Below are 14267 nucleotides of genomic sequence, written 5' to 3' on the forward strand. Positions count from 1 at the left end.
TTAATTATAATAAAAACAAGACAAAAATAAATATATAAAAACTTATTATCTTAAACGTGACAATATAAACGGGACACTTTTTTTAGTATGTGTCCCGTTTATATTGTCACGTTTTAATGCGTTCTATTTTATTTATTCAAAACTAATTTCTTTCTTTAATAATTGCTATAAAGTTAAGCATGTTTAAAAATACGTGTATAAGCATTAAAACAAAAAATGGTATAGTTACTGCCGTGTGTATATATAAAGTAAAAGGAAGTATTAAACTTGCAAATGCAATTATTACTAAGTTCATTAAAAATAACATTATTGAAGCAATTATTAAATCATTTCTTTTACTTAATTTAGGGTTAATAAAGTCAACATTTCTTATTACCAATAAAGAATTAAGAGAATTATTTTTATGTACTATTTTTAAGCTTATAAAATAAAGTAAAAAGGAAAATAAAATTACAGTTCATAAAGGCACAAAAAATTTTAAAATATTTCAATTCGAAAAATGAGTTAAACTATAATTTATTTTTTCTTGAATTGATGGATAAGTAGTTCACCTTAATTGATCATTTAAAATATAAATAAATATTGGCAGAAAAATTAATGAAATAATTAAAGCAATTCAAGTAAATATTGAAATGTATCTCATTATTATTTTTCTATTTAAAATATTTGTTTTCATAAAAACTCTTATTATCTAAGATAAATTTATTACCAGCTTGTTCTACTTTTTATAAAATTATCAATTGTCTTTCCTGTAAAATATGTATCATAAAATTTGAATACACTATTTACTTTGCCTAAATCCTTTTTATTCTTTAATTCAATATTAAAATAATAAGAACCCCATGCACTAGTATAATATGAATATAAAACAGAGTTAGTTCTCTTTTGTCCTCAGGTCATTGATCCTAGAAACATATCAGTTTTATCATCATAACCATACATTATATAAGCGTGATTAGGTCAAAATCCTTCTATAGGGGCGACTCCTAATATGGTAGGTACTCCTTTTTTTACATATTCTCACGTTTTTTTATAACCACCATATTTATGATTAAAATTTCATTTATTTATTTCATCATTATTATTAATAAATTTCTTTATTGCTGTTTCATAAAGTTGTCCAGTTTTTAGATTTAATTTTCTACCAGCATTATTAAATAAGGTCATAGCTAAACTTGATTCTGGTTTATTATATAAATGATATCTAAAAACAGGAGATGAATTTTCTAAAATTTTGTCATGACCACTATCTTTTGTATAAAAGTCAAATTTTTCCTTACTAAAAATCCCTGATTTAATAAATATTTCATTATATAACATTAATTGGCTTAAAGCCACATATTCGCATAAACCTTTTTCCCCTGAATGAGTTATATCAAAACTCAAATCAACATATCCTGATTTTTCTTTGTTATCTCTTGAAGCAAATCACCAAGAATAAGGCACAGTTGTACTTACTTTAAATACACCATTATAATCATAATTAATATATGGATAATTATTATTAGTATCATTACTTCTTTTTTTTCTTATTTTTATATTATTTGATGGTTTTTCACGATTTTTATCAATTGTAATATATGCTTTTTCTATATCATCATATGATACTTCTATATTGTTAACATCAAAATATTTATTTTCATTTACAGTAAGAATACCTAAAAAACCACCATAAATAATATTCATATTAACTAAATGAATAGGAACTTTAGTGTTATTTATTTCTATTGTTATATTAGAGTCTATGTCTAATACACTATAATAATTATCAAATACTATTAAAAGCAATTTTTTATTTTTAATATCTTGTATTTCTTTATGAAATATTACATTTTCTGCTTCTGGTATTAAACTTTTTATTTTTTTAATTTCGCTGTCTAATAAACTATTATTTTCTTTAATATTCATACTTAATGCCACTAAAAATGGTGTAGTAGAAATAGAGCTAAATAATAGTATATTAATTTTCTTTTTGAATTTTTTCATATAAAAACTTCCCCTTTTATATATATTAATTATATTACTTTAAAAAGTTAAAGTAAATGCAATAGGAAATCTAAATAGTTTTAAAATGATATTTAAACATTCAAATTATTCAATTGAATAATTCATTTTATTTATAAAAATATGTTTTTATACTCACTAAAAATTGAATTGTACAAAATTGTTATTGATAAAAAATTTGATAGTTTTATTTATTTTTTCTTTCTTTTTGGTATAAAAATGAAATAATTTTAGTTTTTGTTTAACTATTACAAGTTGTTAATATGAAAATAAAATAAAAATAAATATATAAAAAATCACTATCATAGGATAGTGATTTTAAATAATTTTGCCCAATGCATGAATAATTATTTTAATTATACAAAATAAATTATTTAATAATGCTTGTTACACTACCGTAACCAACGGTGTGTCCACCTTCACGGATAGAGAATTTAGTACCTTCTTCAACAGCAATAGGAGCAATTAACTTAACAGTTAAGTCAACATTTTCTCCTGGGGTAACCATTTCACGACCAGCTTCAAATTCTACACCACCTGTAACGTCTGTTGTACGGAAGTAGAATTGAGGTTTATAGTTTTTAAAGAATGGAGTGTGACGTCCACCTTCTTCTTTGGTTAATACATAAATTGCAGCTTTAAATTCTGTGTGAGGGATAATTGAGCCTGGTTTTGCAATAACTTGACCACGTTCAATTTGTGATTTTTCAATACCACGAAGTAATAAACCAGCATTGTCACCAGCTTGAACTTCTTTAAGGTTTTTACGGAACATTTCCATACCTGTAACAACAGTTTTTTTAGTAGCTTTTAAACCAACGATTTCAACTTCTTCGTTTAAGGTTAATCTTCCACGTTCAACACGTCCTGTAGCAACTGTACCACGACCTGTAATTGTGAAAACGTCTTCAACAGCCATTAAGAATGGTTTGTCAAATTCTTTAACTGGAGTTTCAATGTATGAATCAACTGCATCCATTAATTCCATAATTTTAGTTTCATAAGCAGCATCGCCTTCAACAGCTAATTTTGCTGAACCACGGATAATAGGAGCGTTTTCTCCATCAAAACCATATTTGCTTAATAAGTCTCTAATTTCCATTTCAACTAATTCAAGCATTTCTTCATCATCAACCATATCACATTTGTTTAAGAAAACAACCATACGTGGAACACCAACTTGTTTTGAAAGAAGAATGTGCTCACGTGTTTGAGGCATAGGACCATCAGTTGCAGCAACAACTAAGATAGCACCGTCCATTTGTGCAGCACCGGTAATCATGTTTTTAATGTAATCGGCGTGACCAGGACAGTCAACGTGTGCATAGTGACGTTTTTCTGTTTCATATTCGATATGTGATGTATTAATTGTTATACCACGAGCTTTTTCTTCTGGTGCATTATCGATTGACGCATAGTCACGAGCTTCAGCTAAACCTTTTTTTGCTAATACAGTAGCAATAGCAGCTGTTAAAGTAGTTTTACCATGGTCAACGTGACCAATTGTACCAATATTAACGTGGTCTTTACTACGATTAAAATCTAATTTTGCCATGTTTTTCCTTTCATAAATAAATATGTTTTAGCGCTAAAACCTACCTAAGTGCAGTCTTTCATCTGCATCCTGTCCAACACGCTTATTGCATTATTAATAAAAATATAAATTAATCAATAATATTTAATATTTTATATTAAATAATAAAAATTTAAAAGAATTATTGATAAAAGATATCTTATAAAACTAATATATCAAAATATTGAGTATATCCTAAATCATTTAGTGGTTTGTTAAAATGTATTTGAACAATTTGTTTATTACTATGTGATAATTGTTGAAAATTAGAAGTACTAAAAGGATTTAAAAGATAAAAATCAAATGCCTTTATTGTGTTTATTTGTTCATCTAAAGTTAAATCTTTCAATTTTTCTTGAATTTTATATTTGATACTAATTATTTTTTCTTTGTCAATATTTGTTAGATATTGTTTTTTATTTAAAATGTTTTTATCAATTAGGTTGATAATGTTTTTTATTTTAAGAATAATTTCAACAAAATTTTGATTTAACGCCTCGTTTTTACCTTTTTTAATTTGTTGTAATAATTCAACTAGATAATTTTGATTAAATAATAAATTAATTGCAAAAATTTCAAAATTATAATTAGAACTAATTTGATTTTGATATTTTAAAAAATATTTAGTATCATTTTGATCAACAAAAATAAATTTAATATTTAATCTATTATCAATATCATTTATTATTTTTTCTACATCTTTGTATATTTTTTTTATTTTTGAGTTTTCTTTTTCAAAAATGGGCATATTAATATTAATTTTTTCATTATTATTTCAATGATATTTATCATAGAAATAATCTATTAATTTATTTAGATTAGATTTAATTTTATTAAAATAAGGACTTTTGAAAGCATTATAAAAGTTATTGAAATTATTTTCCAAATGTTTTTTATAATCAAATTCTGATATTTTTATTAATGAATTTTCTTTTCACAAAATAATATTATTAAAATTTAAATTATCTTTTAAATCAATTGTCAAATATTTTTTTAATTGCATATTTTCTGGAACTTTAGAGATTCAATAATTTGATTTATTTAGCTGATTTACAATTGTAAAAGGATTTAAAATATTGAAAAATAAATTTCTAAAAGCAATTCTTTCTTCACTAAAAAAATCATCATTATGTAAATCATCATATAATGCATTTCCATAAAATATGTACGCAAATTTTTTATCAATTAGTTCTTTATTAATTTCAAAATTAATAAATATTTTATTACCAAAAGAATTAGAAATATTCGGGTTATTAAAAGTTAATCCGTAAATCAAAGGATTTGCATCAATTTCATTTTGAATGTTTTTATTAAAATCGTCATAATTTACTTCAGATATTAAATTTTGTTTAAAGGATTGGTGTTGTTGAAAATTAAAGGTATTTTCATCAAGAGGCAAAGAATTATAATTTAAAATAATTTTTTTTAAATTACTATTGTTGAAAATAAAATCGTTTTTTGGATAAAAAGAATTTTTAATAAAAATTTGTTGATTTATAGTATTAGTATTAAGTATATATGGAGAAGAAAATAGAAGTTTATTAACATTTGAAAGATCTTTTTTACTAAGTGGATTGAATATCATATTAGTTGTTATTTCATTTAAAATAAAATTAATAATATTTTCATTGTTATTTTTAATATTAAAAACAACAGAATTTAAAAAATCATCTTTTTCTGGTGCTTTAATTTGATATTCACTAAGTAAATTAATTAAATTTTCTCAATCATTTTCAAATGAATTTCAATAATCTTCTGGTTTAATAATTTCTTGTGTATTTTCACCTAATGAATTAACATAAAAACTAGTTTTCAATTCAAAAATTATTTGTTGTGCCTCATGAAGTTTTTCAATAAAAAATAATGAATTAATATTGCGGTTGTCATTAGAATTTATTCTTATAATCCCATTATCACTGGAATTATTTAAGTTATTATAATTAACATTGTCTCTATCGAAAATAAAAGTGTTATCAAATGTTTTAATTATAATTTTATTTGCTAATCCAAATGTAAGATATTTATTTGTAGATTCATAAAATTGATGATTATTGTTATCATATTTAGCTTTATTATCAAATTTTCAACTTATTAGAGGCGAATGAAGTAAAGATTCAAAATCTGTTTCTACACGCTTAACTTTATTAATATTTTGATAATTAAGATTAACATTTGGATGATTAAAAGATTTTGTATAAGTATATTTATCTTGTACATGTCTAACATTACAACTATGTAATATTAAGGGTGTGATAATTATATTACTAAGAAAAAGATATTTACTTATTTTCATTTAATACTCCAAAATAAATTCATAACTACTATAAATATTAACTGATAATCATTTTACAATAAAGATAAATAATATTAGATTAATAATGCTAAACAAAACATAAGGCATATTATTTAATTCATTAAGTAAATTTTTGATAATATTACCAATATTTAAATAAGATTCAAAATCTTTAATATTAAAAAAAGCTAATGAGGAAAAAACAACTAAATTTAAAGTTATATTATCTGTTCAAATACTAAACGTATAAAAAATAACTTTAGGGCATATATATTTAAATATTATTCTAAGATTAGTTAATCCTATAGATTTATAGGCAATAACGTATTCTTCTTTTTTTAAATTTTGAGTTTGATTATAAGCAACGTTAAAAAAACCAACAAAACCAAATAAACTTAAAAATAAAATAATTTTTCAATTATTATAAGAAGTTATTTTAAAAATAATAATGATAATAATTATTAAGGGTATTGTAGTTAAACTATTGAGTAAAAAATAACTAATTTTTAAAAATTTTTTATTAAAGTAAAAACCTAATGCAATACCTAAAAAAATACCAATAGTACTTTGAATAAGCGTTATTATAGTAACTAAAAAAATTGATCAAGCAAAATTAAATAAATAATTAGCCAATCTATCAATGCCTAAATCATTTGTGCCAAAAAGAAAAATATATTTTTGATTTTGCAAATATTCTATTAATTTATAAGGATTATATGTTATTTGAATTTTGTCTAAAAAAGTATTTTCTTTTAAAATGATCTCAGAATTATTGATTTTTTTTATTAAAAGATAAAAACTATCATTATTATCAAAATTTTTAGTAATTTGAGGTGTTAAATAATTTGGTAAATTATAGAAAAGTTGAGAATTTTGAATATTTTTATTAAAAGGATAAGGATAAAATATAAGAAGAAAAATTAAAAAGAAAATAAATAACACCAATATTATCAATAATATTAAATTAATTTTTTTACTTAAAAATCTTTTTAAAACAGTTTTGGAATTATGTTTTTCTTGATGAATTAATTCGATATTCAATCTTTTTTGTTTAGCGAATTGGAAAAGATCTTTTTTAAAAAAATTATTTTTCAATGTTTCTCCTTAAAAATCATTTATTAATAATTTGTTGTTTTAAAAAGTTAAACTGTTTGTTAATTATTAAATTATTATTTAAGTATTGATGTAAAAAATTAGTAATTAAATAATTAAATTGCATTAACAATAAATTAATAAGTATAAATTGCATGATTAAACTTATATTTTTATTATCAAAAGCAAAAATTAAAAAAGTTGATTGTCCTGGAATAAGGAAAATTCTTTCAACAATAATACTTAAAGTAATAATAAATAAAAGAATATTATTAAATTGTAAAAATATTTGTGCGCAAATTTGTTTAAAAAACACTTTGAAATATACTTGTATATCATTCATTCCTAGAGCATACATTTGCAACACAAATGGTTGTTTTTGAAATTTAATTATTGTATTTTTACTAATGATAGTAATAAAGACAAATAAAGGTAATATAAGTAAAACAATAGGTAAAAATAAAGAATAAATAACATACTGAATATCAAATTGATTTCAATTCAAAAACAAGACAGGAATATCATTTATTTCTGCTATTTTAATTAATAGAGGAGCAAGAATAAAAATAGGCAAAGCAATAATTAAATATAAAATAAGCGAAAATAAGATTGAAAAGGATCTATTACTTTTTAAAGCTATTAAACTGCCAATTGGTATGCCTAAAATTAAAGATATTAATAAAGAACTGGTAATAATAATTAAACTATGAGAAAAATAATAATAGAAATTAATAGTATTTTGATTAATTTTCGTTAAATTTAATAAAACATCTTTTAAATTGTTAGCAAAAGTTTTTTCATTGGGAAAAATAAGATACAAAAAAATAAAGGTACACATACTGATACCTAAAAAAATTATTAAGTTAGACAATATTTTTTTAACAAGATAGTGAAAAATAAGCATTTTTGCCGTTCTACAAGGCAAATTAAGCAATTAAATTATTAGACTTAAACGCCTTTAAAAGTTCATTTATTGCTTGTTCTTCATCTTCACCATTAGCTTTAATTGTGATAACATCATTTTTTCTAATGTTCATAGAAAGTATCATCATTACTGATTTTAGATTACCTACTTTACCAGTTTTATCCAAAACGATAACAATATCACTTTTAAATTTAGAAGCTTCTGATGCTATAAAGCTTGTTGGACGAGCGTGAAGACCAATTGGATCTATAATAGTTGCACTAAATGTTTTCATAATATCTCCTGCAAAATTCTATTTATATTATAACACTAGTAAATGTAAAACTATTTATAAATCAATAAATAAGATATAATTTTAAATAAGTATGATCAATATAAAAGAAAAACTTTTAAAAGAATTAAAAACTATTGCAGAAGAATTAAAAATAGAAAAGGAGATATTTTTAATTGAACCTAAATCTTATGCAGATTTAGCAACAAATATGGCAATGGGGAATAAAAATTACAATCCTATAGAATTAGCTAAAGAAATTATTTCAAGATTAGAATCAAAGAAAAAAGAATTGTATCTTAAGAATATAGAAATAGCAGGGCCAGGGTTTATTAATTTTTTTATTGAACAAGAATTGTTAGTAGAGAATATAAATAATGTTTTAGAACTAGGTAATGATTATGGTAAAGGCAATAGAGTGGGAAAAATTAATATTGAATATGTTTCAGCAAATCCTACCGGATATTTACATGTTGGACACGCAAGAAATGCAGCCATTGGTTCTGCTTTAGCTAATATTGTTGAATTTTCAGGATGAGAAGTAACAAGAGAATATTACATAAATGATGCAGGTAATCAAATAAATTTATTAGCCGAAAGTGTATTTGCAAGATATCAACAAATTTTTGATCCTTCTTATATAATGCCAGAAGAATCATACAAGGGTGAAGACATTATTTGAGCATCTCAAGAATTTTATAAAAAATATGGAAATAAATTTAAAAATGTTAAATTAGAAAATGAAATTTTGGATTTATGAAAAAAAGAATCGATTGAATTATTTTTAGGAGAAATTAAAAAAGATCTTGCTAAATTTAAAGCAGATATAAAAATTTGATTTAGCGAAAAATCATTATATGAAAATGATCGTGAAGTTATTAAAAATGCAATATCAAGATTAGCTAATACATATGAAAAAGATGGCGCTACCTGATTAAAAACTACTAATTACGGAGATGATAAAGATAGAGTAATAATTAAAAGTAATGGAGAATATACTTACTTTACTCCTGATATTGCTTATCATGATATTAAATTTCAAAGAACTAACAATTTTAAAGCAGGCAATGGAATACTTTTAGATGTATGAGGAGCCGATCATTCAGGTTATATTAAAAGAATGCAAACTGCAATGCAAGATTTAGGCTATAAAGGCGAAAATTTGATTGTTTTATCAATGCAACTGGTAAGATTAATGAAAAATGGTGAAGAATTTAAAATGTCAAAAAGAAAAGGAACATCATTTTTCTTAAGAGATTTTATTGATTTAGTAGGTACTGATAGTGCTAGATTTATTTTATTAGATAGAACTTATAATTCTAAATTAGATTTTGATATTAACATAGCAACAAGTAAAAACAATGATAATCCGGCAATTTTAGTGCAATATGCTAATGCTCGTGCTTATTCATTATTAAATAAAGCTAATAAATTAGATAAAGATATAAAAGTCGTAAAATTTAATAATGAAACTGACGAAAAATTGATTTCGACAATATTAGAATTTCCTGAAATAATTGAAAAATCAGCAGAGAAATATTTAACACATTTATTAACACAATATCTAATTAAATTAGCTAAGGAATTTAATTCTTGATATTCTAATGGTGGCAAAATTATTGGTCATGAAAACGAAGAAAGTTTATTAGCTATTGTAAAAGCAGTTAATATAACTTTAGAAAATGGTTTGAAACTTTTAGGTTTGTCTACTCCTCACAATATGTAACAAATATTTTAAATAATAAAAATGTTGCTTTATTAGGAAGCAACATTTTTATTATTTTCTTAAATTTAATTCACTTAAAGCTTTTTGGTAAGTTTCAAAATTGGTGTGTTTTAAATGTTGTAATAATACTCTACGTTTGTTAATTTTTGCTAAAAACCCTCTTTTAGAATGAAAATCCTTTGGATTATTAGTAAAATGAGGTTTTAAATCTTCAATTTCAGCAGTTAAAATAGCAATTTGAACAAAAGTATTACCAGTATCTTTTGCGTTAGCACCATATTTTTTAACTAATTCTTGTTTTTGTTCTTTAGTAATCATAATTCTCCTTTTTAAAGAAATATGTTTTAGCCTAGTAATAATTAAAATATTATAACCAAGTCTAAAATTTAATTTATTAATAATGTAATAATAACATAAAATTAACTTTTAGTGTTTATTTGTACAAAAAACTTTTTACATTCTTCTAAATCTTTTTCTTCTATTTCAAAATTTTCGTTAGAAAAAATGGTCTTTATTAATTTTAATGGTTTAATTGTAACTGTATTTTTTGAAGTAATATCTAATTTATAATCTAAATTCATCAATTGATTTTTAAGTAAATTTTTGGCAAAAATAACATAATGAGTATATTCACCCATTTCTAGATAAGCAGCATATATTCCTGAAGGTATATTAATAATATTATTTGAATAATTTAAAGTGTAAGTATTATTATTTGTTTGATTAATTTGAGCAGTAAAACCATAATGATAAGAATTTAAATTATTCACTAATTCAATTTCTCCAGAAACAAGACATTCTTTAAGAAAGGAAGTGGAAATTTTTTGACCATTATTTAATGATAATTCATCGATAATTAAATAATTATTTGGATAGTTTGTATTTAGTCATTCTATATTGCCTTCGCCATTTTTGCCAAATTTAGCATCCGGTCCTATTATAAGAGTAAATTCGTCTTGCGTATTGATTATACTATTGAAAAAAGTTGTAGCATCAAAATGTGATATTTCTTTAAAATTTAATTCAATAGCATAGGGAATTCCCATATTGGCAAATTGTTGTATTCTGTATTCCACATTAGAAAAAATTAATTTTTGATAATTTTTAGGTAAATTTTCAACATCTTTTATATAAATTAGAACAATATCACGTTTTGTATCATTTTGTTTTAGATCAAATGCTTTTTGTAATAGTGATTGATGACCCAAATGAAAACTTTCAAAAGCTCCAAATAAGTAAATAGGTTTATAAAAATTTTTTTTATTATTTATAGTAAAAATTTGCATAATAATATCCTTATTTAAAATAATACGTTTACACGTATTATTTTTTTAAATTTTAAAATCATTTATCCCAGGAAAAATTTGTTCTTCAGCTCCTGGTAAAGCTCAATATTTATTTTTTATTCTTTTTTCGATATTTAATTGACGTTTAGTTTCTAATTTTATTCAAATTCATGGAATAATAAAAATAGTTGAATAAGTAATAATTATTGATATTAATATTAAAGTTAAATTAAAAATTAAATTATTTTGTACTTGCACAACAAGTAAAGCAATAATAATAGAAAGAGTAATTAATATAGAAAACGAAATTTTTTTAATATTTTCTTTAATTGTTTCATTAATTAATTGTTTTAATTGTTCTTTATTTAAAAAATCTTGATAATATAATTGATCTATTTTATTTTTTAAATGATTGAAAATCATGAAGCTGTGATTAATAGATAGAATTATTATAGCTAAAAATGCACTAATTATAATAGGAGAAATTATCATTCTAGTAATTACAATAATAGATAAAGTTAATAAAATATTGTGTATTAAAATTAACATAATAGTTAAAGAATAAGTTCATTTAAATTTAATTAATGCATAAATAATTATTATTATTGAACAAATGCCTATAGCTGTGCTAGCATTGATTATTAAACGTTTAATTTCTATAGGTGTTGTAATAAAACTTGTGATATTTAATAATGGGAATTGATTATTAATAATGCTTTTAATATTGTCTAAATTATTTGTTAAATCTTCAGGGATATTAATACTTATTTTAAATAAACTGACGTTATAATTAGCTGGTAAAATATGTAAATAATTATCTAAATTATTTATTTTCAAGGATTCTTGATTATTTAATAAAAATGATTTAATATTTTGTGCTTCTAAGTTGGTAATAGGATTAATTAAATCACCTTGAATTATTATATTAGTGTTAGTTTTTAAACTAAATGAACGATTAAAACCATCTCAAATATTATTGTTATAACCACTAATAGAAGCATAAATAATTAAAGCAATACAAATAATTAAAATGGAGCTTAAGAAATATCATTTACTATTTTTTTCATAATCATATTTGTTATAAAAAGTATTAGAATTAATATTATTAATTTTTTTATAATTAATTCCTAATAATCATAATTTTTTATCAAAATAACCAGTAAAGATTAAAAAATGAGTAAGTAATTTAGTTAAAAATAAAATTATTATAATATTTAAAATCGCTGAAAAAACTAATATTAAACTAAAAGCCTTCACATCATTTATACCAATATAAAACATAATAAAAGCCACGAGTAAAATTAAAATATTCGTATCCAGAATGGAATTGGTATAGTATCTATATGTTTTTTTTATAGCTTTTTTTAATTTTTCACCATTATAAATTTCTTGTTTTAATTTTTCGAAAATGGTTATATTAGTATTAAATGCTATTGATATAACTATTATGAGAGATGTTATAGTTATTGGTGAATATTCACCTCTTAAGATTGTAAACATTAATAAAGTTAAAAATATGAATAAGGATAATGATATAGTATTGAGAACGCCTAATAATCCATAATTTATAAGCATAAAAATAATAATTAAAGATAATATGACAATACCGGCTATTAAAATATTTTCGAATGAACCAAAAGTATTTGTATTATCTATGTAATTTGAAGTTAAAAAATTTAATTCATATGTTGAAGTTCCATAATTTATATTAGCAGCTATTTTTTCTGCTTCTAAAGAATTAAAATTACCGTTAATTAAAAAAGAAGAACCACTTAAAGCTTGCGAAATAGTTTCTTGATTAATTAAAAATTCTTTAGCATTGAATTGTTTTAATTTAAGTATGTTATTTTGAACTTGATTATCAGTTTCTATAAAAGGTTTTTCATCTACAAAAACAAAATTGTACGGATTTTCTTTAGCATTTAATCATTGTTGAGGAAATTCACTTTTTGCTAAATTAATTAATTTATCTAAGTTTAATCACATCAAAAGTGTTTTGTTCTCATTTTTAGAAATATAATCAGTAGCATCTGTTCAAGCAATTTGTGCACTTGAATCTTGTAATTCAATTCGAATAGCATAATTATTTGCCGTTTGAGCAAATTCTGTTTTAGCACTATTAATTTTCGAAGGAACAATATATTTTTGCAAATTATCATAATCTATATTTTCTTTATTTGAATTAAATTTGCCGTTAACAAATAAAGGTATCATATTAGTATCAGTGAAGATTAAATTAGATTTATCTATGATAGATTTAATAAATATTTCTTTTTCTTTATCGTTGAAATCACCTGTTTTGGTTATTTCAATTTGATTCAAAGATTTAGCTTCTATTTTAGTGCCGTTAAATGATACACCACCAGTTAATCTATTGTTTATATTTCTTATAATATCATTAGTATCATTTTGAGAAATTTTACTTGCATTATTATCAATTTGAACTAATACTTGTATACCTTTATTATATTCAATGCTTTTATTAACATTTTTAGACAAATAAAAAATACTTGTAAAAGTAATTACACAAATAGATGCAATCAAAGTAAATATTATGATAAAAATTCTTTTTCAATTAGACAATTTAAAAGAATTATGAATTATTTTTTTAAATTTTCTTCACATATGATAATAATTATATTATTAAATAATATAGCTGTGAAAATAAAAAATAGTAAAAATTAGATGAAAATTATTTTTGTGCTATCATTTAATAGTATGGAAACGTAATTTAATGGCAAAATATCAGCTTGCCATGCTGACTATGGGGGTTCGATTCCCCTCGTTTCCTCCATATCTATTTTAAGACCTATCTGATTATTTTTGATATTTTAAAATAATCAGATTTTTATTTTTTAAATTTGAATAATAGTCAAAAAAAATTATTTTTTGTTGTAATAATTTTTATTTTTAGTTATAATAATAACGTTATTTATAAAAATGCCGATTTAGCTCAGCGGTAGAGCAGCTGGCTGTTAACCAGTTGGTCACAAGTTCGATCCTTGTAATCGGCGCCATTTGGTCTGTTGGTGAAGAGGTTAACACACATGGTTTTCATCCATGCATACACGGGTTCGATCCCCGTACAGACTGCCAT

Annotated in this window: 11 protein-coding genes and 3 tRNA genes; 4 read left to right on the forward strand and 10 right to left on the reverse strand. The window is 22.3% G+C overall.

Annotated features, from left to right (window positions below; genetic code table 4):
• Window positions 1-142 precede the first annotated feature (142 nt).
• The 7 genes from VBM87_RS00490 to VBM87_RS00520 all read right to left on the reverse strand — a co-directional run bounded on the left by VBM87_RS00490 (window position 143) and on the right by VBM87_RS00520 (window position 8161).
• On the reverse strand, window positions 143-676 hold the full coding sequence (locus tag VBM87_RS00490; RefSeq protein WP_257075942.1) for a hypothetical protein: 534 nt from the start codon (window positions 674-676) through the stop codon (window positions 143-145).
• 29 nt (window positions 677-705) lie between these two features.
• On the reverse strand, window positions 706-1986 hold the full coding sequence (locus VBM87_RS00495; protein WP_323176909.1) for a putative cysteine peptidase: 1281 nt from the start codon (window positions 1984-1986) through the stop codon (window positions 706-708).
• Between the two features lie 388 nt (window positions 1987-2374).
• Window positions 2375-3559: an elongation factor Tu gene (gene tuf, locus VBM87_RS00500; RefSeq protein WP_257075945.1), complete on the reverse strand. Its 1185-nt coding sequence runs from the start codon at window positions 3557-3559 to the stop codon at window positions 2375-2377.
• Between the two features lie 178 nt (window positions 3560-3737).
• Window positions 3738-5870, reverse strand: coding sequence for an OppA family ABC transporter substrate-binding lipoprotein (locus VBM87_RS00505; protein ID WP_323176910.1), 2133 nt, complete (start codon window positions 5868-5870; stop codon window positions 3738-3740).
• Window positions 5871-6965 carry an ABC transporter permease subunit gene (locus VBM87_RS00510; RefSeq protein WP_323176911.1) on the reverse strand — a complete coding sequence of 365 codons (1095 nt, stop codon included), beginning with the start codon at window positions 6963-6965 and terminating at the stop codon, window positions 5871-5873. It lies immediately after the preceding gene.
• Window positions 6955-7800: an ABC transporter permease subunit gene (locus VBM87_RS00515; protein WP_323176912.1), complete on the reverse strand. Its 846-nt coding sequence runs from the start codon at window positions 7798-7800 to the stop codon at window positions 6955-6957. The genes VBM87_RS00510 and VBM87_RS00515 overlap by 11 nt, the downstream gene beginning before the upstream one ends.
• A gap of 88 nt (window positions 7801-7888) precedes the next feature.
• Window positions 7889-8161 (reverse strand): HPr family phosphocarrier protein, encoded by a 273-nt coding sequence (locus VBM87_RS00520; RefSeq protein ID WP_323176913.1) that lies wholly within the window; start codon window positions 8159-8161, stop codon window positions 7889-7891.
• A gap of 91 nt (window positions 8162-8252) precedes the next feature.
• Between VBM87_RS00520 and argS the strand changes: the two genes are divergently transcribed.
• Window positions 8253-9884, forward strand: coding sequence for an arginine--tRNA ligase (argS, locus tag VBM87_RS00525; RefSeq protein ID WP_323176914.1), 1632 nt, complete (start codon window positions 8253-8255; stop codon window positions 9882-9884).
• Window positions 9885-9935: 51 nt separating this feature from the next.
• On the opposite strand, the gene rpsO is transcribed toward argS, so the two are convergent.
• From rpsO to secDF, 3 genes are all read right to left on the reverse strand, one after another.
• A complete protein-coding gene (rpsO, locus tag VBM87_RS00530; protein ID WP_257075951.1) occupies window positions 9936-10202 on the reverse strand; it encodes a 30S ribosomal protein S15 in 267 nt (88 codons plus the stop codon).
• A gap of 101 nt (window positions 10203-10303) precedes the next feature.
• Window positions 10304-11170: an FAD synthase gene (locus VBM87_RS00535; protein ID WP_323176915.1), complete on the reverse strand. Its 867-nt coding sequence runs from the start codon at window positions 11168-11170 to the stop codon at window positions 10304-10306.
• A 45-nt stretch (window positions 11171-11215) separates the two neighbouring features.
• A complete protein-coding gene (gene secDF, locus VBM87_RS00540; protein WP_323176916.1) occupies window positions 11216-13795 on the reverse strand; it encodes a protein translocase subunit SecDF in 2580 nt (859 codons plus the stop codon).
• Between the two features lie 95 nt (window positions 13796-13890).
• Between secDF and VBM87_RS00545 the strand changes: the two genes are divergently transcribed.
• From VBM87_RS00545 to VBM87_RS00555, 3 genes are all read left to right on the forward strand, one after another.
• Window positions 13891-13964, forward strand: a tRNA-Gly gene (locus VBM87_RS00545).
• Between the two features lie 148 nt (window positions 13965-14112).
• Window positions 14113-14187 (forward strand) — tRNA-Asn (locus tag VBM87_RS00550).
• Between the two features lie 3 nt (window positions 14188-14190).
• Window positions 14191-14266 (forward strand) — tRNA-Glu (locus tag VBM87_RS00555).
• Window position 14267 lies beyond the last annotated feature (1 nt).

Origin of the sequence: Mycoplasma sp. 744 (genome assembly GCF_034863305.1) — a bacterium.
In the GTDB taxonomy this organism is placed as follows: domain Bacteria; phylum Bacillota_I; class Bacilli_A; order Mycoplasmatales; family Metamycoplasmataceae; genus Mycoplasmopsis.